Source organism: Leptolyngbya sp. O-77, from assembly GCF_001548395.1.
In the GTDB taxonomy this organism is placed as follows: Bacteria; Cyanobacteriota; Cyanobacteriia; order Elainellales; family Elainellaceae; genus Thermoleptolyngbya.
On record NZ_AP017367.1, the window covers coordinates 3,112,219 to 3,134,168 of the forward strand.

Consider the following 21,950-nt stretch of genomic DNA (forward strand, 5'->3'; position numbering starts at 1 on the left):
ATCACCCCAGTTTTCTCAATTTCCCATGCAGACAGAATTTGCCCAGCGTCGCCAGCAGTTGATGGACAAGATCGGCAAAGGCACGGCGATTTTCCGCAGTGCGCCCCAAGCCGTGATGCACAACGACGTGGAGTACAACTTTCGGCAAGACAGCGACTTCTACTACCTGACCGGGTTCGACGAGCCAGAAGCCGTGGCTGTGCTGGCTCCGCACCATGAGGAGCATCGCTTTGTGCTGTTTGTGCGGCCCAAAGATCCAGAAAAGGAAACCTGGTCGGGCTATCGCGTGGGTGTGGATGCTGCCAAAGAGCGCTTTGGGGCCGACGCGGTATATCCAATTGAAGAACTGGATGAAAAGCTGACGCAGTATGTCGAAAAGGCGGATCGAATTTATTACCGACTGGGGGCGCGATCGCCCGCTTTAACGACAAAGTGCTGGGGCTGTGGCAGCGGCTGATGCGCGGCTATCCCCGACGCGGCACGGGCCCCATCGCCATTGAAGATCCGGCCCCGACACTGCATTCGCTCCGCCAGATCAAGTCGCCCGCCGAGCTAGAGCGAATGCGGAAAGCTGCCGACATCGCTGTGGCTGCTCACAACCGCGCCATCGCCTACGCCAAACCCGGCGTGTATGAATACCAGGTGCAGGCCGAAATCGAGCATACCTTCCGGATCAGCGGCGCACTCGGCCCCGCCTATCCCTCCATCGTCGCCTCCGGAGCCAACGCCTGCATCCTGCACTACACCGAAAATACGCGCCAGATTCAGGAAAACGACCTGCTGCTGATCGACGCGGGCTGCGCCTACGAGTATTACAACTCCGACATCACGCGCACCTTCCCCATTAGCGGCAAGTTCACCGAGGAGCAGCGTATCCTCTACGACATTGTGCTGCGGGCTCAACTCGCGGCGATCGCCCAGGTGGCCCCCGGCAATCCCTACAGCCAGATGCACGATACCGCCGTGCGCGTCATCGTGGAAGGGCTGATGGACTTGGGGCTGCTCCAGGGCGACATCGAGGAAATTATCAAAGAAGAAAAATACAAACCCTTTTATATGCACAAAACCGGTCACTGGCTGGGGCTGGATGTGCATGATGTCGGCGTGTATGCCCACGGCGACACCGCCCACAACCTGGAGCCGGGCCACGTCACCACGGTGGAACCGGGCATCTACATCGGCCCCAACATCACGCCCGCCGAGGGCCAGCCCGACGTACCCGAACGCTGGCGCGGCATCGGCATCCGCATTGAGGACGATGTGCTGGTCACGCCGACGGGCCATGAAGTGCTGACAGCGGGCGTGCCGAAATTGATCGAAGATCTGGAATCTTGACGGGCATGAAAGGTTGCAGGGGAATCTTGAATCGATAAGCGATCGCCCGCCATGACTCTAGCAAAATCTAATCGCTGCCCCACGCATCGCGGATCAGGCCCATGCTAAAGTTTTGTTTAGTCAAGTCTGATCAGAGTTGGCCTTGCGTCTGGCCCATAGTCCTTACCCCCGATTCCTTCCATGTCTATCCTCGGCAATCCGCTCACGCTCATTACCTCCGGCAAGCCCTTCATCCGCGCCCTAGAAGAAGCTGGCACGCTGGGCATCTACGTGCCGCTGGAGGGCGGGCTAGAGGGGCGCTATCAGCGGCGGCTGCGGGGCGCAGGGTACAAAATTTTGAACATTACGGCGCGGGGGCTGGGCGACTTGTCCTCTTACCTGCTGGATGTTCACGGCGTGCGCCCGCCCCACTTGGGCAAAAAGAATTTAGGACGAGAAGGAGCGGTCGGCTATCGCTACTTTGTGCCGCCCGTGGCTACCTATGAGGCTGATGTCTTGCCCAAAGGCGCAAAGGGGCTGGTGATCTGGATGCTGGAGGGACACATCCTGTCGCGCTCCGAGCTGGAATTTTTGGTAACGCTGCCCCAGACTGATCCGCGCATCAAGGTGGTGCTGGAGATGGGGGGCGATCGCCAGTTTACCTGGAAGCCTTTGAAAGACATTCTGGCGGCCGCCTAGAAAAGTTTTTGATAGCTTAGTCTGGCTGCCATCGAGCCGCAAGATGTGGCTGATTTTGGAATCACCCAGGGCGATCGCCCCCAGATTTGGGGATCACATCGCCCTTGCTGACCTGAGAAGTTTGCTGCAAAAGGTTTTGATGCCCTTTGCAAACGGCATTTTTGGTGTACACTGAGGGCCAAGGTGGGTGATCCCCATCCGGGTGCATGGTCTACGCGCAAGCTCTGGGTTCATCGCCAGAGGGTGCTATCCTCGTTCTTCGCTTCCCTGCTGTCTGAGTCAGGGTAACCAATTTGTACACTCCCTTGCAGTCCTTAAGGGAGGGTCGCTGGTTCAAGTTAATCTGTGGAGCCAGCTTTCAGCACCTCCCTGCAATTCGGAATTTAACCCTGGCCTATGCGCTGGCGGGTGCCGACTGTGTTGATGTGGCGGCAGACCCGGCGGTGATTCATGCGGCAAAGGAAGGGCTGGCGGCAGCGGCAACCCTGGGGTGCGATCGCCTCCCCTGGCTGATGGTCAGCTTCAACGACGGCGAAGATCCCCACTTCCGCAAAGCGGTCTTCGACCCAGCTCGCTGCCCCACCGACTGTCCCCGCCCCTGCGAAGCCATTTGCCCTGCCCAGGCGATTACCTTCGATCGCCCCACTGAGGGATATTCTGGCGGCTACTCTGGCGTGATCGAGAGCCGCTGCTATGGCTGCGGGCGCTGTCTGCCGCTGTGCCCGATTCAGCAAATTACCACCCAGTCCACCACCATTACGCCGGAAATGATTCCATCTCTGCTGGCGCAGGTGGACGCGCTGGAAATCCATACGCAGGTCGGGCGGCTGGCGGAATTTCAGCAATTGTGGCGGGCGATCGCCCCCGTTGCCCACCAACTCAAGCTGGTGGCGATTAGCTGTCCCGACGGCGACGGGCTGATCGACTATCTGCGATCGCTTTACCAACACATTTCACCAGAGGATCATCCGCTGCCCTGTCCGGTGATCTGGCAAACCGACGGGCGGCCCATGAGCGGCGATATCGGAGCCGGAGCCACTCGCGCCACCGTCAAGCTGGGGCAAAAAGTGCTGGCGGCGGGGCTACCGGGCTATGTGCAGTTGGCCGGCGGCACCAACCATCACACCGTTCCGAAATTGCGGGCGCTGGGCTTGTTGTCTGAGGAATCGACCCTGGGCGATTCCCAAAGGGATCGCTCCGCACATCGCGCTGAGGCTCAGCGACAGCCCGCCGCTGCAACCTATATTGCAGGTGTGGCCTACGGCAGCTATGCCAGGGTGCTGCTTTCGCCCATTCTGGATCAACTGGATGCGATCGCGGCTCCTCGGCTTGCTGATGTTCCACCAGCTTGTCAAGAAGGCGACAATGTTCAGGCTTTTCCAGACTTTGCCCACACGGCCCACACGCCCCAGGGGGCTGATGGCTCTCTCGCGCATTTAGAACAGCATCCCGATTTACTCGCGCAGGCAGTTGCACGGGCGATCGCCCTGGTGTCGCAGCTCAAGCCCTCGCAGGTTGGCTCAGCGCTGACCCCAGCCGCCGACGGTCGATTGCTGGAAGCCGAATCAGCCGCCTCCCAGCAGCATACCTCGCGCCATTTGCCCGCTGTCGAGCCAGTCTTGCTAAAGCCTGGATGAATACCCGTTGCGTCCTGACCTTTACCCCAAGCGCCTCACCTTCACCGCTGCTCCCCTCACCCCCCGATACCCGGCCATGAACGTCAAACAGTTTCGACCCAACCCTTCTAAATTCATGAGCGCTCGTTTTAATGCAGCGTCAGGCTTGCGGCCGGCGCTTTTTCCACCGACGTTGTTCGTTATTTATTAGCAACCACCTATGACATTCAACGGGAACGATTCTGCCGAATATCGCCCCTCCGTTACCCCCGCTACGGCCAGTGCGGCTGCCAAGCCCGCCCAACCGCTGCAAATCACCGACGACCTGGATCAACTGCTGGCGATTTTGCCGGATACCATTCGCGATCGCCTGGAGCAGCACCCCCAGCGCAATGTGCTGGTCGAGGTTGTGTTAGATCTGGGTCGCCGCCCCGAAGCCCGCTTTCCCAACAAGTCTGAGTATCTTTCCGAAGATGCTATCACCAAAGCAGACTTGCAGCACTGCATCGACCGAGTGGGCATCTTTAGCGGCGACAACCGGGCGGGCATCGAGAAAACGCTGCACCGCATTAGCGCCATCCGCAACCGCGCTGGCGAAATCATCGGCCTCACCTGCCGCGTCGGGCGGGCGGTCTACGGCACGATTGGCATGATTCGTGACCTGGTGGAATCGGGGCGATCGATCCTGATGCTGGGTCGTCCAGGCGTGGGCAAGACCACAGCCCTGCGGGAAATTGCCCGCGTGCTGGCGGATGAGCTAGAAAAGCGCGTCGTGATTATCGACACCTCTAACGAAGTGGCCGGCGACGGCGACATTCCCCACCCCGCCATCGGTCGGGCCCGGCGGATGCAGGTGGCCCATCCCGAAAACCAGCATCAAGTGATGATCGAGGCGGTGGAAAACCACATGCCAGAAGTGATCATCATCGACGAAATCGGCACGGAGCTAGAAGCGCAGGCCGCCCGCACCATAGCTGAACGCGGCGTGCAACTGATTGGCACGGCCCACGGCAACCAGATTGAGAACCTGATGAAAAACCCCACCCTTTCCGACCTGGTGGGCGGCATTCAGTCTGTGACGCTGGGCGATGAGGAGGCCCGCCGTCGGGGCAGCCAGAAGAGTGTGCTGGAGCGCAAAGCGCCGCCGACCTTCGACATTGCGGTGGAAATGCTGGAGCGGCAAAAGTGGGTGGTGCATGAGTCGGTGGCAGACACAGTGGATGCGCTGCTGCGCGGCCGCGTGCCCAATCCGCAGGTGCGCCAGGTCAACGATGCTGGCGAAGTCACCATTACCCACGAACAGAGCGGCAAAGGGCTAGACCCAAAACCCGTGCGATCGCTCCCCTTTGGCGACAGCAGCACGGCCCTGCGCGATACGGGGGCGGCGCGGGTGGCGGGCTGGCGATCGTCGGGACAGATGATGCCGCTGCCGTCGCCCCGCTATGACCGGGTGGCGCGGTTTCCCCGTGATACGGATTCGTTCAGCGGTCTGATGTCGCCGGAGCGGCAGTCGTTTGACCAGATGCTGAATGACTCGCTAGAGCGATCGCTCATGAGCGACGAGGCCGACCCCTTTGGCGAAGTGCCCACGGCGGGCCCCAACGGCGAAGACCTGCCGCTGCACATTTACCCCTACGCCGTCAGTCGGCATCTGGTAGAGCAGGTGATCCACACGATGAACCTGCCCATCGTGCTGACGAAAGATCTGGATGGGGCGGATGCGGTGCTGGCGCTGCGATCGCACATCAAGAACCACTCCAAGCTGCGGCAAATTGCCAAAGAGTCGCCAGCTTTCATCTTCACCGTCAAGTCCAACAGTATGCCGCAAATTATCCGCGCCCTCCAGCGGATGCTGAAGATGGAAGATGCCTTTTTGGACGAGCCGATCAACCTCAACTTGTTTTCGCGCAGCGGCGACGAAGACGAGATCGAGGCGCTGGAAGAAGCGCGGCTGGCTGTAGAGCAAATCGTCATTCCCAAAGGGCAACCCGTGGAGCTACTGCCCCGCTCCGCCAAGGTTCGCAAGATGCAGCATGAGCTGGTGGAACACTATCACCTGAAGTCGTCTAGTTTTGGTGAAGAGCCGAATCGACGGCTGCGGATTTATCCGGCGTAGACCCGGCATAGCGCTTATGAAATCGATGCAGAAATCAACGGGGGGAACGGTGCTGGCGATCGCCACACCGATTGCCATCCTGGGCACCCTGGCGGTAAACACGCTGTCTAACACAAACCCACCCGGCGGCGCAAACGTCGGCGAGATCGCCAACACGCTGCTGAAGGACGTGCGGGTTTTGCCTGCGAACTACGCCTTTATTATCTGGGGCTTAATCTACGTCGGGCTGATTGCCTACGGCATCTACCAAATCCGTCCGGCGCAGGCAGGCGACCCGGCGATTGTGCAAGTGGATGCGCTGCTGATCGTGGCGTGCGTGGCGCAGATTGTTTGGATCTATCTGTTTACTTTCCGGCAGTTTTGGGCATCGACGCTGGCAATGGGGGTGATCTTGGGGTCACTGATTCTGGCGTATCTGCGGCTAGGCATTGGACAAGACCGAGTGGGGCGCGATCGCCGCTGGAATGCTCACATCCCGTTCAGCATTTACCTGGCGTGGATCTCGGTGGCAACCATCGTCAACATTGCCTCAGCCCTATTTGCCAACAACTGGAACGGCGGCCTCAGCCCAGACCTGTGGGCGCTGCTGCTGCTGGCCATTGGAACGGCGATCGCCCTCGTCGTTTTTTTCCAGCGGCGAGACGTGGCGTTTCTGCTGGTCTTCGTCTGGGCCTACGGGGCGATCGCCGTTCGCCAGGCTGCCTTTCCGCTGGTGCAGATTGGGGCGATCGGCGGGGCAGTCCTTTTGGCAGGACTCGTTCTGTGGAGCCTGTTGCAGCCGAGGCGGCAGTTTGAGTGATGGAGGGAAGAGGGAAAAGGGAAGAACGAAGAGGGAAGAGGGAAGAAGGAAGAACGAAGAAGGAAGAACGAAGACGTTCTAGCTTTCATTTTTCGTTCTTCTTTTTTCGCTTTTCGTTCTTCGTTTTTCGCTCTTCCTTTTTCCGTCCCCCCCTAATGCCCCTCCAGCCGCCTGCGCCATTCCGCATCAATTTTGTCTGCCTGGGCGAGTTCCTGCGCGGTCAGGTCTTCCTGAGTGTTGTAGGCCAGGTTCGCTTCATCCACGACAGATTCCAGCGCAAACTGCTGGGCGAAGGCGAGTTTTTCCTGAATTTTCGGCCCAAGGCGATTCAGCGCTTCGGCGCGACGCTGACGCATTTCGTTGCGAGTGGCGATCGCCTTGTTTTGTCCCTGAATCCACAGATAGCGCACCAGCGGCACCGTCACAAAGCCAATCGCGTAGGCCAACAGCAGCCCGTAAATGCTGCCCACTAGCCCAACGATGCCGCCCAGCGCCGCCGCCCCGCCCCGCAGCAGCCCGCCCAGCATCAGCGCTCCCACGATATTGACCACGCCCAACCCAGCCGCCATCATCAGTTGCCCAGAACTGGCCTGGCTAAAGCGCCAGGGCAGTTCCTTCAGGTACGAAGCCACCGAGAGGCGCTTTTGCTGCTGCGCGGTGACTTGCAGTTCAGGAAAGTGGTAGACGAGTTCGCCAGTGGGTGTGACCTCTGGGCGACCGTTGAAGCGAGTCAGCACAGGCAGCATGTAGTCTTCCAGGTCGGTGGTCGCAGTGTTGACCTGATCGAGGTAAGGCGTGACCTGTTCTGCCACGACCACGCCGCGCTGATTGCGGATGACATTGGCGATCGCCCGCCAGCGCCGTTCCTCCAGATTGGCATTCGGATTGCCGTCACCAAACAGGAATGAGAACACCGCCTCCAAAAAGCTCATCTGAGTTTTGGGATCGCTGGCGTTTTCTGCCTGCTCGCGGCGATAGCGGCGGTCGGTGTCCGGTAGGAAAATCCAGAACCAGTCTGGGCCAATCCACATGCGGGGCAGCATCACCATGCCGCCGCCGTCAAAGTCGCGGTCGTTGTCGCCCTGGGCGGCGCTGAGGGCCAGCATGGCGGCAATGATGGCGATCGCAATTAGGATAATCGAGGCTACCAGCGCAATCCCAAAACTGATGCGAATCAGGTAGAACATCACCCGCCAAACCTGATTCCACCAGGACTGTAGCCGCAGCCGGAAGTATTTATTTTGCAATACCTGGCGAAAATTGCGCGGAAAGACGTAGGCAATATCGCCTGCATCCGACACCTGCATGTGCCCGCCCGCCTCAGATGCCAGCGCCAGCAGACCTTGCTCGGCCCGCTTTACGTCCAGTCCTGCCAGCGAGGCCAGATCGCCTGCGGTGACTCGATAATTGAGCCGCTCGACAGCTTTCATCAATTCGGCATCCAGTGCCATAGCGTTTCCCTTAAGCCAGAAACTATCTTCACTCTAGAAATTTTTGAAGCAAAGTGACAATGTTTCAGATGCCACTGCCGCGGCCAAAGGTTGCAAATCAGCGATAAAGTAGCAAATAGGATTTTCCAGGCTTTTCCCAAACGCAGCTATGCCCAGATCTCAACGCAACGACAACTTCATTGATAAGACCTTCACCGTCATGGCAGACCTGATCCTCAAGGTACTGCCGACGAACAAGGCCGCCAAGGAAGCCTTTGCTTACTATCGAGATGGCATGTCGGCTCAGGCAGATGGGGAATATGCCGAAGCCCTGGCAAACTACGAAGAAGCGCTGAAGCTGGAGCAAGACCCCTACGATCGCAGCTTTGTGCTGTATAACATGGGGCTAATCTACGCCAGCAACGGCGAACACGATCGCGCCCTAGAAAGCTACCACCAAGCGCTAGAACTCAACCCTCGAATGCCGCAGGCGCTCAACAATATCGCAGTGATCTACCACTACTTGGGCGAACAGGCCGAACTGGCGAATAACACTAGCGAAGCAGACAAAAATTATGACCAGGCAGCGGAATATTGGGAACGTGCCATCCGCCTTGCGCCCAACAACTACATCGAAGCCCAAAACTGGCTGAAAACCACCGGCCGCATGAAGATCGACGTATTTTTCTAAGAAGCTTTTCTCTCTTCGTCTCTTTGTTTTTCCTTTTTCCTAAAAATGCTCGATCGCGAACAGGTTCACAAAGTTGCCCACCTCGCTCGCTTGGCGCTAACACCCGCCGAGGAAGAACAGTTCACCACGCAGCTTGGCAGCATTTTGGAATATTTTGAGCAACTGAATGAGCTGGATACCCGCGACGTGCCGCCGACCACTCGCGCCATCGACGTGAGCAATGTCGTGCGTCCTGATGCGCTCCAGCCCTATCCCGACCGCGAGGCGATTCTCGATAGCGCCCCCGATCGCGACGGCGAGTTCTTTAAAGTGCCGCAGATTATGGGCGGGGGCGATTAGTCCCGATCTGATCAGTTTCGCTCTAAACGGTTCTGAACAGTTATGTCCTGATCCAGTTATGTCCTGGTCAGTTAAACCCCGAATAGTCACAACACGAGTCGCTACAGCACCAGTCGTCAGGACAAACCATGAAAATTCAAGCAATTTACACCGACGGGGCCTGTTCGGGAAATCCTGGCCCGGGCGGCTGGGGGACGCTCGTCGTGTTTGAAGACGGCAGCGTTCATGAAATGGGCGGGGGCGATCGCCAAACCACCAACAACCGCATGGAAATGCAGGCGGCGATCGCAGCGCTGGAATACCTGAAAGCCACCGGACAAACGCAGCCCATCCCGCTGTATACCGATAGCCAATATCTGATCAACGGCATCACGCAATGGATCAATGGCTGGAAGCGCAAAGGCTGGAAAACCTCTAGCGGCGGCGCAGTGCTAAATCAGGAACTCTGGCAGCGGCTCGACGCGCTGAATTCTCGCCAGATCCAGTGGACTTACGTGCGCGGCCACGCGGGCAACGCCGGGAACGAACGCTGTGATGCGATCGCCCGTGCTTTTGCCCAAGGACAAGTGCCCCCGTTGCAGCAAATTGGCTCCATGTCCTGAGGTGCCTGTGCTGGCGGAGGGGGGTGGCTGGGGCGATCGCCACCTGTTAAGCCATGATACGTTTTGCAACCAGAGCAATCCGGCTAACCGAGCATTCGACAGCGAGTGGTCTATACTGCCTTATCCTCTCTGCCATTTAATATATGTTTTCTGATGCCAGATCTTTGAACCAAGCTGCTTTGGGAACCGAACTCCGCGCTGCTGCGGGTGTGCAGCCCTCCGGGTTGCGAGCAGCGACCACGTTCGACAGCCTCCGCCCCACTCGGACGGTACGCGCCTCCAGCGAGCGCAACTTTGGTACGCTAAACGCGGGCAGTAGCCGATCGGCTGCGGGAAATGTGGGTAAAAAAAGCCCAGACTTCTTCAAATTCAAAATTACTCGCCAGCGCACCGTGTCTCTGAATGTCACGATTCAGGAACTCATCAGCCGACGCTATATTCGGGGCGCTATCTTAGACAGCAGAAAACGTGCCCTCAAGGTATCCGACACGCTGCGGGCCCCGCTGGAATCTGATCGCTTTTCAATTAAGCTGAAGGCTGGCACGTACTACACCAAAATCGTGACCGACGGCAATCGCATTAATTACAGCTTCCGACTCCAGGTTCGGTAAGCCAGTCGATTAGGCGATGAGCGGGCGATCGCCCTCCTGTATTACGCTCAAGTGCGATCGCCCTAATCCCGACACCCCAGCGAGTATCGCGTTTCCACGCCCGTTGTCGGGTTCACCCCGTCGGCAATTTTGCACAGTTCTTTCACCTGAGCGCCATCCAAAATGGCATCGGTAAAATCAGCGCCCGTGATATTGACATCCTGAAAGGTGGAACGCAAAAGAATCGTTTCAGTCAACACGGCATCGCTCAGATCCGCGCCTTTAAATTTCACCTGATCCAGCATAGCATTGCTCAAATCTGCGCCGTGCAAAATTGCATCCGTGAGAACCGACGCGCTGAACACACCGCCGCGCACATTTGCACCTGTAAAATTTGCCTGATCGAGATTGGCGTTGGAAAACTCGGCGGAACGGAGTTCCTGTCCTGAAAAATCATGTTTCCGCAGTTCTGCATTGCTGTAGGACGGTGGTGGCGCATACTTTGCAGCCTGGGCATAGGCAGGCATACTCCAGCCCAAAATGGTGCCGATCAAGAGGGCGATCGCCATTCCCAGTCCTGCTGCGATCCGAGTGTTCCAGCGCATAGCTGCCTCCTGCAATTTCAGAACGGAGTCAGTCGCTCTTTGTGGGCAACTCTTTTCTGAAGCATTTCTAAGAGCAACTCTTTCTATCTTGACAGGTTAGGGGCTGGTTGACTGACAAAAATTGACTTTAAGAGCCGGAATACCCTGCTGCGAGGTGGTTTCAGGACTTTGAGGAAGAAGAGGGGAGTCAGCGTTCTAAGCTTAGATACCACCCAAAACCATGAACGCTGTGAAAAAAACTCCCCCCTCTACGATGCCTTGAACGCTTGGCTAGGTCAATCGTTGCCCTGGGCGCATCGTAGCCATCTGACGACCTGTCTACAGCACGACCAACGCACCTATCGCATCGAGTTCAAAATACACACCTACAGCGATGCCCCCGACTAGTTTTGTCAGTCAACCAGGGTTAGGGGACAGGGCACAGCAGACCTACAGCGGATCGATCTAATTTGCACTAATTCGCACGGCAGACCCAAGGAATATTTCTGGGGAGTGTCCGTGAAAGTTTCTATTGTACGGGTCTGTCAGCGCTGCGGTGCCGCTTGCTAGGATTATCTTGGGGAGTGTTTTCCATCCCTAGACTGCTGTTGATTTCCTAGATTTCGTAGGTTTTTCTGACCTTGCCGACCCGCCCTTATCAACCTCTGCTGCTGCGTATTTTGCACGGCGTGACCGGAGTTTCGGCGATCGCCGCCATCCTCACCGCCGCTTGGACGTTCGACACCTACGATGCTCGGTGGATCGACCTGCCCCTGCCCCGCTGGCCAGACATTGAAGGCATCCACGGCACCTTTGGGCTATATGCGCTGCTGGCGTTTCCGCTGCTGGTGCTGTATGCCTTTCGTCAGGGCGATCGCCGCCTGGCCCAGCCCGATTCGCTAGCCACGCTGACTCACACGTCTCCCGCGCGACCCGTGTGGTGGTATGCGCTGCATCGCTGCACGAATACCGCTATGCTGCTGGCGATGACGTTTGCGCTGTTTTCCGGCAAAATGATGGACTCTGGCTGGCTGCCACGCGGCGAAACACACCACGCCTGGTATTTGACGCATCTGGTGTCTTGGGTGGTGTTGGTGCTTGCTCTGGGGCTGCATTTGCTGATGTCGGCTAAGGTCGGGGGGCAGCCACTGCTGCTATCGATGATGGACTGGCGATTTCGAGCAAAAGATCACCCCCGACACTGGCCAGGGCATATCGCCCAGACCTGGCATCAGCGTCAGTTCAGCACCCTACACGGCTGGTTAACCTGGGCCCGTAGCATCAGGCTGCTGGAAGCATTGATTTTGGTGGCGATCGCCCTGGCCTGGATCATTCCAATCTTCAAGTATTAGCCAATCTTCAGGCATTAGTAGGTGTTGCCCAACCCCGGCGGGTTAAATGTCCATGCCAACTGCCTGACCTACAATGGGTCTATCGGGAATTTCGCGATGCCGTCCTGTAGCGGAGAGTAGGGCGATTGCCCCAGACCCTCACTCTCCAGCCCCACCATGAACACCTCCCTCTCTAAACCCGGCCCCCGAACGGCCGTTGTGATTGGCGGCAGCCTTGCCGGACTGCTCACGGGGCGCGCCCTGGCCAATCACTGCGATCGCGTGCTGATCATCGAGCGGGACTTCTATCCAAATGTGCCCGGGCCCCGCCCCGGATTGCCGCAATCTTTCTTTTTGCACGTTTTGCTGCTGCGTGGACAGCAGATTTTTGAACAGTTTTTTCCCGGCTTACGGAACGAATTGATAAATGCAGGCGCATATGAAAAATCCCGGCGGGGAGGCCGGGATGGTGGGTGAGGAGCATGCATATCCAAAAGTTTAAGAGCAGGCTATGACGACAAAGTGACATCCCAAACACATCTCTGTGAAATTAGAATTTAGGGGCTTTATTGGAAAGGAGATTGCTCGCGGATATCCCATGAGCGTCGCTTTCAAGGTCGCCCCTTAACCCTCACTCCTGAATTGCAAAACGCTTCTTCTCGACCGGCTGGTTGGCTTGTCTGGCTGATTCTTACGATTGGAATTCTTTCGGTGTCCACAGCGGCGCTGTTTATTCGGCTGGCGCTGCAAGCGGCAGGTGCAGGCGGTGCCGGGTTTAGCCTGTTTTTGGCGGCGACGCGGCTGTTGATGGCGGCGCTGATTTTGCTACCAGCGTGGCGTGGGTTTCCAGCGGAGGCGCTCCAGCGAGATAGCGCTGAGAAATCTGGTAACCCTGATAATGCGGGCAAAACCGTGCGGCGATCGCTCTTGTATTCCGCCGGAGCAGGTGTGTTTCTGGCGCTGCATTTTGCCGCCTGGATTACGTCGCTGTCCTACACGTCAATTGCGGCCTCGACGACGCTCGTAACCACGAATCCGGTGTGGGTAGCGCTGCTGTCGTGGATCTGGTTCAAGGAAAAGCCGTCGGGATTGACCAGCCTGGGCATTGCGATCGCCCTTGCAGGCAGTCTCCTAATTGGGCTGGGGAGCAGCACCGGCAGCGTAGCGGGTAGCGATCCGCTGCTGGGCAATGGGTTGGCGCTGGTGGGGTCTTGGGCCGTGAGTTTCTATTTTTTGTTGGGACGCGAGGCGCAGCGCAAAGGGTTGAGCATTGGGCATCACGCTGCCCTAGCCTACAGCGTGGCTGCGCTGACACTGCTGCCCTTGCCGCTGCTGGCAGGTCAGGGATATACAGGCTACCCGCCTGTGGTGTATGGCTACACACTGCTAATGGCGCTGTTTCCCCAGGCAATCGGACATACCAGCCTCAACTGGGCAGTCCGCTGGGTGTCGCCAACCCTGGTGACACTGACGATTCTGGCAGAACCCGTTGGCTCCAGCATTCTGGGATTTCTAGTCTTTCAGGAAAACCCAGGGCGCTCCGTGCTGCTGGGGGCAGCGGTGATTTTGCTAGGGGTGGCGATCGCCGCCGTAGGAAATGCTCCCAAACCGTCTACACCCTAGCGAAAAAAGCAGCTATCCCATCCTGAAGGCGGCTCGATATTCTCAGACCACTGCTCTGGCTGAGGGGCTGGCGGCTGTGGCGGGTGCTGCTGGACTGCCGGACGGTTGCCCCGGAAGCGATTGGTCGGCTGGGGGGCAGGCGGGTTGGCAGGACGAATGGCCGGGCGGACGGACTGCCGGGGTGGCATTTGCGGTGGCGGGGCCGAAGGTGCAGCGGGTGGCACAGAGACTCCAGCGGGATCGGGAAATGGAGAGAGCGATCGCTCTGGTCTGACATGCAGGCGATGGGCCGCGTAGCTGCTGGCCCCAACCGAAGGCGAAGCGCTGTCTGGAATAGGGGCTGGAGCAGGGGCCGAAACACTAGCCGTCACAGTTTCCCTGGATGCAGCGCGATACGCACCGGGCGCAAACCGGCCCTGCGGCGCAGTCAACGCTTCCTCCACGGCTATCGGCAGGGTCTCCCAACTCAGCCGCTCGTTTTTCAGGACGCGCCGCAGTTGGCAGAGTACGTCTTGCAGCATGGGCGACTGCTTGGCCCGGAGCGGCTGATAGGAGCGCAACGGATCACGACGAATCGCGGCGATCGCCCGCTGCACCGCTTGGGCGACCTGTGCGCCGTGGGTAGCCCTGCCTCGACGAATCTGATGCTGCAATCCGTGCTCAGACGTAGCATAGAGGGCAGGCAGTTGGTTCAGCGCATAGGCGATCAGCTCTAGCCGATTGATATAAGAGGCAACCTTGGGCGGCAATGCCTTGAGCTGGCGATCGACCTCCTGCTCGACCAGAGACTCCATCGCGTTTTGGTAAATGTTCATGACGTTTTCAGTAATTTAAACTGCGATGATTAACTGCGGTGCTTTTGGGTTGTTTGGGGGCAGTTCTGAATTTGCGCTGCGGTGGCAAATTTGCGCTGCGGTGGCAAGCTCTCAGTAGCCAAGCCTAGCAAGCTAAGTTAGGAAGCAGCGCTGTATAGAAAAGCAAGTTAATTCAAGAGTGGAGTTGAAATAGACCAGAGCTAGCGCTTTGAGGAAGCTCCTGACGAGACAACTTGCGGTTTGCGTATGTCCAAGGGTGCGGACTTTGCCACAGCCTACAACGCTGCCATAACCGCTCGAAATGCCGAGGCTAAACGGTTAACGCCGAGAAGCGGCTAACCCGTTCAGCGCCCTCTGGCTAGGAGTCTGATGCCCTCCATGAAAACCACAGAGAGCAGAATGAGCAAGGCTAGTAAACGAAATACCAGCGCGAGTGAGAAAAGTTCTTAGCGGCCTTCTTTGGCCACAAGCTGCAAGCCGTCGTAAACCGACACGTTTAACCCGCAACCAGTAGTAGATCTGCTTAGCGCTCCCAGACTCGCTGGTCTGAAAGCAGGCACCCTTACAAAACAAACGCAGACTAATCTGAGTTTTCTCAGTATAACCCGCGATCGCCCTATCTAGCCCAAAAGCCCCTGAGGAAATCCCTGACATGGTTACCCTTAATCCGACAGTGTTATCCGAAATACGACAGATTCTGACGCTAGTAGGCCTGCTGATAAACCTTTTGGCAGTTCTGCTAGCAATTCCAGGGCATCAGCCCTGATTCACAGTTGCGACTAGCAATACTGAGCGGCAGACTACAGCAGTACTTACACGTAGCAAATATCAGCGTGATTGCATTATAAGATGCACAAGAGACAGAGACTCTACGCATAAATACGTAAAGCCCTGCGAACTTTCTGCAAATCTACGGGACTGCTTTACACTCCCAAGGTGAGAAAATAGGCTATTTCCAAGTTGTTCCTGATTTCTGGCTAACCAAGAATTGCATTGCAGCGGGGAGCAAGAACTCTTGTTCCTTTTCCTCTGGGAGAGGGCTAGGGTAAGGTCTGCAAGACGCTCAAGCACGAGAGTCATACGTCTGCCTGACAATACCAAAATCTGCGATTTTGACTCAAAAGCTGAGAAATTAAACTACTTTTCGTCCTGCGGCTGGATTTTTTCGCGCTGCGGCTGGATCAACAGGGACAGCCCGACCGTCCAGGCGATCGCCACCAGCCAGCCCCCCAGAATATCGCTGGGATAATGCACGCCCAGATAGAGCCGCGTCCAGCCGATTGCTAAGACAAACAGCACCCCGAACAGCGTGGCCCACGGCCGCCAGCGCGACGACCCCAGCAAAATCAGCAGCACGACCCCGATGGCAACGCTCGTCATGGCGTGGCCGCTGGGAAACGAGAAATCATGCGGACGGGGTGCGCCAGACTCCCACAAAAAGGGGCGATCGCGCTTCCACAAGTCCTTGAGTCCAATGTTGATCAGGGTGCTGCCAGCCAGGGACAGCACCCCGTAAAGGATCGATCGCCAGCGTTGCAGCGGAACTAGGGCGATGGCCATCAGCCCCGCCAGCGGCGGCAAGATCCAGGGCGACCCCAACCGCGTCATCCCCTGGGCGATCCGGTCGAGCGCAGGCGTGCTAGCTGCATGAACGGCCTGCAAAATCGGCTCATCCCAGGGAAAATTGCCCAATTTCCAAACGCCAAAGCCCAGCAGCCCAAAGCCCGCCAGCGGCAGCCCCACGCCCAAAATCCACAGGCTGCTTACGGGAGACGGGACTACGGTGATTTCTTCCTGGATTAACGCCTCTTTGACTTCCTCGACTTCCTCGACCATGCTTTGCTGCTTATCCCTTCTGCCCGATACCCATTCTCTATCCCAACGCCACTGGTAAAACTGCAAGAAGATCCCAAAAAAACTCTGGATTGAAACCCCAAAATCCCCCACCCAAAATCGCCCACCCAAAATTGCTCTGAGTATGGCACAAATTAACCCGCACGACCGCTTCTTGTGTCACAAACGGGTTTTCTGAGCAGCACTGGGCAGCGCTAGGGAAATGACAGAAAGAATAATTTTTTTAACGAGTTTTTTGTCCTGGCGGGTGTCTTCCTGGAGTTGGCCTATACTGCCATCAGATCTGAGGTCAGTTCACGACGAGTTGGAGAGGATGAACCATGCTCACGCCTCGCAAACGAACTGTGCTAGGGCTGGCGATCGCTATCGGTCTCTTCGGATGCTTTCTGGCTCTGCTGCTGGGGATTGGGGTGCCAGGGGCGATCGCCAACGACGTTCCGCCTGCCACGGCTGACAACCCCTATCTGCAACCCGCCCCGACTCAGCCCATTGGCTATTACGACTATTTTGGCAAGCTACTTAGCCCCGCCGAAGCGCGATCGCTCGTTGCCAGCATCGGGCTAGATCCAGACGACCCCACCGCCTATCCCCGCATTGGCGCAGTCGAGATTACAGAAACGCTGCTCAAGCAGGGGCGCGAAATTTTCTTTGATCGCGATGTGGGCGATATGTTTGGCTTGCAGCGCGTCTTTGGTTTTCAAAATGGCGTGACCCGCCTGCTGCCGGAATATATCCTGGCGGTGCTGCGGCAGGGCATGGTGCCCACCAGCAATCTCAAGATTTACCCATTGCGACGAATTCAAGTGGGCGATCGCACGTTGTTCCCAGCGGTGCCCGTCAGCACGGGGTTTGAGCTAAAGCGCCACGGCTTCCGGTTTCGCACGCTGGGCGATATTTTCCAAAGCTTTTTGCCGATCGGCCTCAAGCTCTCTGGCGACATCACCTGTGCCGTTTGCCACGCCATGCTTGATCCCAAAGGCAATGTGCTAGACGGCGTACCCAACGGCGACCTGAATATTCCACTGTTCATTGCGCTGGCTCCCAACAGCGCTGCCGGGTTTGCCCGGTTGAATTTCGACCCGCTCGATCCCCAGTTTCAGGGCAATGGGAAGCAGATTATTGACAGTAATGGCCAGCTTGTGACGCTGCCCGACCCCAAAAAGCTGGAATTTGCCTTTGACAGTGCTGTCATGGATGTACCCCAAGGCAACTTTGAAAGCTCTCCTGATCGAATCAACAACACCACGCAAATTCCCACTGCGTTTAGCTTTCAAAATCGACCGTTTGGTTTTGATGGCAACTTTGCAGTCGGGCCCTTTGGTGGACTCAGCGCGATTAACAACGCAGTGCATTCCTCCGAGGTGAATCTGCTGGCGGCAGCGCAACGCAGCGCCGAAGCGCTAGGTATTGACCCCGAAGTGTATTTGGGGGTGGTGCTGCAAAATGCGGTCGATCGCAAGATTCGCCTACCGGAGGGAGATGCCGTCAAGCCGTCGGTGTGGCTGCGGCAGGTCGCGCCCGATCTCACAAAAGCAGAACTGGAAGATCAGATCCCTGCGCCAGGTGCGGGCACCTATCCGCTGCTGGAGCCGAGCCTGTTTACCTACAACGGGCTGATCTTTACGCCAGACAGCGATCGCAAAACTGACATTGCCAGCGGCCCCTTCCTGTTCGCCAACAATGCCATGGCTGCGTGGCAAGATAGCCTAGTGCCGCCGCCCAACCGCAGCGAGGAAAACCGTCTGGCGTTGGAGAGTGGTTCTGTGGCACGGGGAGCCAAGGTGTTTGAACAGGCGAGTTGCGCGACTTGCCATCTTCCACCGTTCTACACGGACAACAAGATTCATGCGATCGCCGAAATTCAGACCAATCCGGCTCGTGGGCGATCGCGCTTGGGGTTGGAGAGATTTTTAGTGCCGCCGAAGCTCTACACCTTCGATACACCCGTGCCGCCCCCTGCTGAGGCTGCTACGCTGGATGTGCCAACCGAAGGCATCGCCGATAGCCCGACCAGCCTGCCAAAGGGCATCTCGCCAGACGGCGGCTACAAAACTCTGTCGCTGCGCGGTTTATTTATCACTGCGCCCTATCTACATGATGGTGGGGTTGCGGTGAGCAAAAATGCGCTGATGATTAAAACAGATGGCTCTTTTGAAGTTATCAACCCGCGCCAAGTGGGCCTATCAGCAACACTCTCGCGAGGCATTCTACCCGATGCCGCCAATAGCCTTACGGCTTTGGTCGATCGCCAGCTCCGCGCCCTAGTTGTCGCCGCCAATCAAGCCGATCCCGCCTTGGTTCGTAGCAATTTAGATGGAACTGGGCACCCCTACTATGTAGATGCGGAGGCTGGCTTCACCCCGCGCCAACAACGCGACCTGATCAACTTTTTGATGGCTATTGACGATAACCCGGGTCAGTACTAGCTCAAGGCTGATTTGGCAAAATTATTTGGACAGCACTAGCTCCCACTCCTGGCTGGTGGCATTCCACACCGGAGCCACTGTTTCACCCACCACATAGGGGCCCCAGTAGCGGCGCGAACCATCCTGGGCAAAGGCGGTAATCACGTCACCCGCCTGCACCCGCAAATCCGCTTCGCCTTCGGGCAGCGCCAGCAGCAGACCTTTGGTGCTGCCTTCCTGCGGCGCAAAGTCCCAATGGATGGGTTCAGGATAACGCTCGGAGCCGTCTGCGTTGCGGGTCTTCGTTTGGCGAGAGAGCAGCGCGACCCGCACAGGATGGTCGGTCTGGTTGCTGACTCGCAGGGCCCCTGCCTGGGCGATCGCATTCTGAGGAGCGGGGGCAGCGGGCGCAGCACTAGGCGTGGCTGTGGGGGCAGCACTAGGGGAGGCAGCGGGGGCAGGGCTGGGCACGGCGGGCGGGCGGGGTTCATCTTCAGCCGGAGACGGGGCGATCGGAGACGGCACGCCTTCATACTGAATGGAAATTTGGAACTGACTCAGGAACCAAACCGTCAACCCCAACAGCACAACGCCAATGGCAGCAGGGTAAACACCTCGCTTCGTCATGATTTTCATTTTCTGCCCCTGCTCTCGATGGATGCCCAATAGATGCCCAGTAGATGCCCAGTAGGATGCACGAACCTGATATGTAACGAGCTATGTGAACTTTCTCCTCTAATCTAATCAGTCAGACTAGGTTTGCGGACGGCAAGATGCTAGATAAATGCTAAAAGTTTGGGGCGATCGCCCCAGGATGACCCAACTCGTCCCAAATCCCCCTAAACGCACCGAGCGATCGCCCCCCATGCTAAAACGGATGAGGATCACCGCTATTTCCATAAGTACTAACACTTACGCTTCAATCTATTCTCTCCTTTAAGTTGCTCTACCTATGGCTCAAACTCCTACTCCGCGCGTCTTGCTCGTCGAGCCAGATGAGGTTCTGGCCCACAGCCTGAGCAACGACCTGCGCGAATCGGGCTACGAAACGGCGATCGCCCACGACTACACCACTGGGATTCGCCAGGCCGCCGAATTTCAGCCCTCGCTGATTGTGATCGACCGGATGCTGGGCGGCGAGTCGGGGCTATCGCTCTGCCAGCAGCTACGGGCCAGCGGGGCGCGAGTTCCTGTGGTGCTGCTGATGGCGCGAGACATGGTAGACGACCGGGTGGCCTGCCTGGAGGCCGGAGCCGACGACTATTTTCTCAAGCCCTATCGCAGTGACGACTTTTTGCGACTGGTGCAGCTTTACCTGAAGCCCGATACCGCCGCCAGCGAACAACTGCGGTTTGCCGATCTGGTGTTAGATCTGTCAACCCGCTGCGCCTCGCGGCAAGATCGCGTCATCGACCTGACGATGAAGGAATTTGAGCTGTTGAAATACCTGATGGAGCATCCGCGAGAAGTGCTGACGCGGGAGCAGATTTTGGAAAATGTCTGGGGCTATGACTTCATGGGCGAGTCGAATGTGATCGAGGTCTACGTGCGCTATCTGCGGCTCAAGATCGAAGACGAAGGCGAAAAGCGCCTGATTCAGACGGTGCGCGGCGTTGGTTATGTTTTACGAGAAGCGTGAAAGGTTGGAAATGTTGGAAATGAGTGATATGAATCGCTGGCTGAAGCGGGGATTTCGCGTGATCTGTATGACGAGCGCAGTGGGATTGAGCGCCCTGCTGCTGGGCTGTAGCCCTAGCCCATCGGAGGTGTCGATGCCAGAGGTGCCCTCCGGCAGTGGTCCACAGGAAACGGCAACCCAACCCTTTCGGGGGCAGATTTTGCCGATTTCGGCAGAGGTGGAAATTGGCGATGAGCAGATTCAGCTAGAGGTAGCCCGCACGCCCCAGGAACAGGCGATGGGGCTGATGTTTCGCACCGACCTGCCGCCCGATCGGGGAATGCTGTTTCCGTTTGAGTTTGCGCGGCCGGTGCAGTTTTGGATGCAGAATACGCTGATTCCGCTAGATATGGTGTTTTTGTTGGATGGCGAAGTGAAGGAAATCGTCGCCAGTGCGCCGCCCTGCGATCGCCAGCCTTGCCCCACCTACGGGCCGACAAGCGTGCGGGTGAACCAGGTGATTGAGCTGGCGGGAGGACGAGCAGCGGAGCTGGGCTTGCAAGTGGGCGATCGCCTCGATATCCGCTTTCTAGACACGCCGCGTCCGACCGATTCTGCCCCTTAGCGAGGCTCCTGATTCCAGATACAGGATTAAGCCTGCTTCACCAGCTTTGCCCGCGACTCGATGGTGAATTCGGGAATATCGCGCAGTTCGGTCGCCTCCAGCGCATACTGTTCGCAGACCAGGCTGAGGCGATCGCCCTCCGTTTTCATGCCGTTGATGGAGTGCGTCAGGTCGCCCTGAAACCACACCAGCGTATTCACTCGTGGGCGAATTTGCCCCACCTGCTGGCGGTGGTTTCGCAGCACCAGTTCCCCACCGTGCAGCGGCTCCGGCACCTGCAAATATAGCACGCTGACGCAGACGGGCGGCTCGATGGTTTTGCAATAGGACCGCAGCGATCGGTCAATATGCGGATCGACCCGTGATCCGCCCTTGAGCAGCAGCGGGTTCAGATAAAAGGCGTTGCAGTTGGGCTGGAGCGCTGCGTCCAGATAGGGTTTGAAATAGGGAAACTGGGCTTCGACGTGCGATCGCCCTTCGCCGCGAAACACCACCGAGAACCCCTTCGTGCCCACAAAATCCCGGTTCAGATTATTCACGGCAAAATAGCGGCAGGCACGAATCTGCCCCCGCAACTCGGTGAGATAGTCGTCGGAGAATACGTTTTGCTGCTGGCGGAAGTATGGCATGGTAAGGCTGTGGGATCGGCAGCGGGGGATAAATAAACTGAGTTCGACAAGGTAGAAAAGTCTATAAGGAAAAGCTGAGACTGGATTTGAAGTTAACACTGATCAGCTATGACCTCCGTCGTATCGCGCCTCCAGATCGCCCAAATCTTCTATAACCTTGACGACTTCTGCCGAGCCTTCCTGTAGCCTTCTAAGCAGTCGAACTCACGTTAAACCAACATCATACGGACTTTGCGTAGATCCGCTGGGGTTCTGGCGCATTTCGGGCGA

25 protein-coding genes are annotated in these 21,950 nt (G+C 57.5%); 18 read left to right on the forward strand and 7 right to left on the reverse strand.

Annotation, left to right across the window (positions count from 1 at the left end; genetic code table 11):
- The first annotated feature begins 25 nt into the window (after nt 1-25).
- The 7 genes from O77CONTIG1_RS27965 to O77CONTIG1_RS13265 all read left to right on the forward strand — a co-directional run bounded on the left by O77CONTIG1_RS27965 (nt 26) and on the right by O77CONTIG1_RS13265 (nt 6,544).
- Entirely contained in the window at nt 26-457 is a 432-nt protein-coding gene (locus tag O77CONTIG1_RS27965; protein ID WP_317134099.1) for an aminopeptidase P N-terminal domain-containing protein, read from the forward strand.
- A complete protein-coding gene (locus tag O77CONTIG1_RS13245) occupies nt 433-1,335 on the forward strand; it encodes a M24B family metallopeptidase (protein ID WP_317134100.1) in 903 nt (300 codons plus the stop codon). Before O77CONTIG1_RS27965 ends, O77CONTIG1_RS13245 begins: the two co-directional genes overlap by 25 nt.
- Before the next feature lie 180 nt (nt 1,336-1,515).
- Entirely contained in the window at nt 1,516-2,013 is a 498-nt protein-coding gene (ndhN, locus tag O77CONTIG1_RS13250; protein WP_068511270.1) for an NAD(P)H-quinone oxidoreductase subunit N, read from the forward strand.
- Nucleotides 2,014-2,056: 43 nt separating this feature from the next.
- Nucleotides 2,057-2,188: a hypothetical protein gene (locus O77CONTIG1_RS26915; RefSeq protein ID WP_286132312.1), complete on the forward strand. Its 132-nt coding sequence runs from the start codon at nt 2,057-2,059 to the stop codon at nt 2,186-2,188.
- Nucleotides 2,189-2,318: 130 nt separating this feature from the next.
- Nucleotides 2,319-3,650 (forward strand): circadian clock protein LdpA, encoded by a 1,332-nt coding sequence (gene ldpA, locus O77CONTIG1_RS13255; RefSeq protein ID WP_225894578.1) that lies wholly within the window; start codon nt 2,319-2,321, stop codon nt 3,648-3,650.
- Between the two features lie 199 nt (nt 3,651-3,849).
- On the forward strand, nt 3,850-5,745 hold the full coding sequence (locus O77CONTIG1_RS13260) for a R3H domain-containing nucleic acid-binding protein (RefSeq protein ID WP_084782610.1): 1,896 nt from the start codon (nt 3,850-3,852) through the stop codon (nt 5,743-5,745).
- 25 nt (nt 5,746-5,770) lie between these two features.
- On the forward strand, nt 5,771-6,544 hold the full coding sequence (locus O77CONTIG1_RS13265; RefSeq protein ID WP_068516545.1) for a tryptophan-rich sensory protein: 774 nt from the start codon (nt 5,771-5,773) through the stop codon (nt 6,542-6,544).
- 152 nt (nt 6,545-6,696) lie between these two features.
- Here the strand turns inward: O77CONTIG1_RS13265 and O77CONTIG1_RS13270 are convergent, their stop codons facing one another.
- Nucleotides 6,697-7,995: a hypothetical protein gene (locus O77CONTIG1_RS13270; protein WP_068511271.1), complete on the reverse strand. Its 1,299-nt coding sequence runs from the start codon at nt 7,993-7,995 to the stop codon at nt 6,697-6,699.
- A 148-nt stretch (nt 7,996-8,143) separates the two neighbouring features.
- Between O77CONTIG1_RS13270 and O77CONTIG1_RS13275 the strand changes: the two genes are divergently transcribed.
- The 4 genes from O77CONTIG1_RS13275 to O77CONTIG1_RS13290 all read left to right on the forward strand — a co-directional run bounded on the left by O77CONTIG1_RS13275 (nt 8,144) and on the right by O77CONTIG1_RS13290 (nt 10,217).
- The gene (locus O77CONTIG1_RS13275; protein WP_068511273.1) at nt 8,144-8,665 is read left to right on the forward strand and encodes a photosystem I assembly protein Ycf3; all 522 of its coding nucleotides are present in this window, start codon (nt 8,144-8,146) and stop codon (nt 8,663-8,665) included.
- Between the two features lie 45 nt (nt 8,666-8,710).
- Nucleotides 8,711-9,004 carry an Asp-tRNA(Asn)/Glu-tRNA(Gln) amidotransferase subunit GatC gene (gatC, locus tag O77CONTIG1_RS13280; RefSeq protein WP_068511274.1) on the forward strand — a complete coding sequence of 98 codons (294 nt, stop codon included), beginning with the start codon at nt 8,711-8,713 and terminating at the stop codon, nt 9,002-9,004.
- 128 nt (nt 9,005-9,132) lie between these two features.
- Nucleotides 9,133-9,606, forward strand: coding sequence for a ribonuclease HI (gene rnhA / locus O77CONTIG1_RS13285; protein ID WP_068511276.1), 474 nt, complete (start codon nt 9,133-9,135; stop codon nt 9,604-9,606).
- 164 nt (nt 9,607-9,770) lie between these two features.
- On the forward strand, nt 9,771-10,217 hold the full coding sequence (locus tag O77CONTIG1_RS13290) for a hypothetical protein (RefSeq protein WP_156435243.1): 447 nt from the start codon (nt 9,771-9,773) through the stop codon (nt 10,215-10,217).
- 62 nt (nt 10,218-10,279) lie between these two features.
- Here O77CONTIG1_RS13290 and O77CONTIG1_RS13295 read toward each other — a convergent pair whose 3' ends face one another.
- A complete protein-coding gene (locus O77CONTIG1_RS13295; protein WP_255548881.1) occupies nt 10,280-10,801 on the reverse strand; it encodes a pentapeptide repeat-containing protein in 522 nt (173 codons plus the stop codon).
- Nucleotides 10,802-11,059: 258 nt separating this feature from the next.
- Here O77CONTIG1_RS13295 and O77CONTIG1_RS26920 point away from each other — a divergent pair, with 258 nt between their 5' ends.
- From O77CONTIG1_RS26920 to O77CONTIG1_RS13310, 4 genes are all read left to right on the forward strand, one after another.
- Nucleotides 11,060-11,188: a hypothetical protein gene (locus O77CONTIG1_RS26920; protein WP_286132315.1), complete on the forward strand. Its 129-nt coding sequence runs from the start codon at nt 11,060-11,062 to the stop codon at nt 11,186-11,188.
- A gap of 233 nt (nt 11,189-11,421) precedes the next feature.
- Nucleotides 11,422-12,132: a cytochrome b/b6 domain-containing protein gene (locus O77CONTIG1_RS13300; protein ID WP_068511280.1), complete on the forward strand. Its 711-nt coding sequence runs from the start codon at nt 11,422-11,424 to the stop codon at nt 12,130-12,132.
- Between the two features lie 156 nt (nt 12,133-12,288).
- Complete coding sequence (locus O77CONTIG1_RS13305) at nt 12,289-12,588, forward strand: hypothetical protein (protein WP_068511281.1); 300 nt, start codon at nt 12,289-12,291, stop codon at nt 12,586-12,588.
- Between the two features lie 234 nt (nt 12,589-12,822).
- On the forward strand, nt 12,823-13,734 hold the full coding sequence (locus tag O77CONTIG1_RS13310) for a DMT family transporter (protein WP_286132316.1): 912 nt from the start codon (nt 12,823-12,825) through the stop codon (nt 13,732-13,734).
- Here O77CONTIG1_RS13310 and O77CONTIG1_RS13315 read toward each other — a convergent pair.
- Nucleotides 13,731-14,549, reverse strand: coding sequence for a late competence development ComFB family protein (locus tag O77CONTIG1_RS13315; protein WP_068511284.1), 819 nt, complete (start codon nt 14,547-14,549; stop codon nt 13,731-13,733). The two genes, O77CONTIG1_RS13310 and O77CONTIG1_RS13315, sit on opposite strands and share 4 nt — an antisense overlap.
- A 1,137-nt stretch (nt 14,550-15,686) precedes the next feature.
- Nucleotides 15,687-16,385 (reverse strand): phosphatase PAP2 family protein, encoded by a 699-nt coding sequence (locus O77CONTIG1_RS13320; RefSeq protein ID WP_068511286.1) that lies wholly within the window; start codon nt 16,383-16,385, stop codon nt 15,687-15,689.
- Nucleotides 16,386-16,723: 338 nt separating this feature from the next.
- Here O77CONTIG1_RS13320 and O77CONTIG1_RS13325 point away from each other — a divergent pair, with 338 nt between their 5' ends.
- Nucleotides 16,724-18,829: a hypothetical protein gene (locus tag O77CONTIG1_RS13325; protein ID WP_197673185.1), complete on the forward strand. Its 2,106-nt coding sequence runs from the start codon at nt 16,724-16,726 to the stop codon at nt 18,827-18,829.
- 21 nt (nt 18,830-18,850) lie between these two features.
- Here the strand turns inward: O77CONTIG1_RS13325 and O77CONTIG1_RS13330 are convergent, their stop codons facing one another.
- Together O77CONTIG1_RS13330 and O77CONTIG1_RS26925 are read right to left on the reverse strand one after the other, a co-directional pair.
- Nucleotides 18,851-19,435 (reverse strand): hypothetical protein, encoded by a 585-nt coding sequence (locus O77CONTIG1_RS13330; protein ID WP_084783026.1) that lies wholly within the window; start codon nt 19,433-19,435, stop codon nt 18,851-18,853.
- Between the two features lie 126 nt (nt 19,436-19,561).
- Nucleotides 19,562-19,696 (reverse strand): hypothetical protein, encoded by a 135-nt coding sequence (locus O77CONTIG1_RS26925; RefSeq protein WP_286132317.1) that lies wholly within the window; start codon nt 19,694-19,696, stop codon nt 19,562-19,564.
- Nucleotides 19,697-19,760: 64 nt separating this feature from the next.
- Here O77CONTIG1_RS26925 and nblR point away from each other — a divergent pair, with 64 nt between their 5' ends.
- The gene (nblR, locus tag O77CONTIG1_RS13335) at nt 19,761-20,447 is read left to right on the forward strand and encodes a response regulator transcription factor NblR (RefSeq protein WP_068511289.1); all 687 of its coding nucleotides are present in this window, start codon (nt 19,761-19,763) and stop codon (nt 20,445-20,447) included.
- Between the two features lie 19 nt (nt 20,448-20,466).
- Complete coding sequence (locus O77CONTIG1_RS13340) at nt 20,467-21,051, forward strand: DUF192 domain-containing protein (protein WP_225894579.1); 585 nt, start codon at nt 20,467-20,469, stop codon at nt 21,049-21,051.
- A 26-nt stretch (nt 21,052-21,077) separates the two neighbouring features.
- On the opposite strand, the gene O77CONTIG1_RS13345 is transcribed toward O77CONTIG1_RS13340, so the two are convergent.
- Nucleotides 21,078-21,680, reverse strand: coding sequence for a 2OG-Fe(II) oxygenase (locus tag O77CONTIG1_RS13345; protein WP_068511291.1), 603 nt, complete (start codon nt 21,678-21,680; stop codon nt 21,078-21,080).
- Nucleotides 21,681-21,950: the final 270 nt, after the last annotated feature.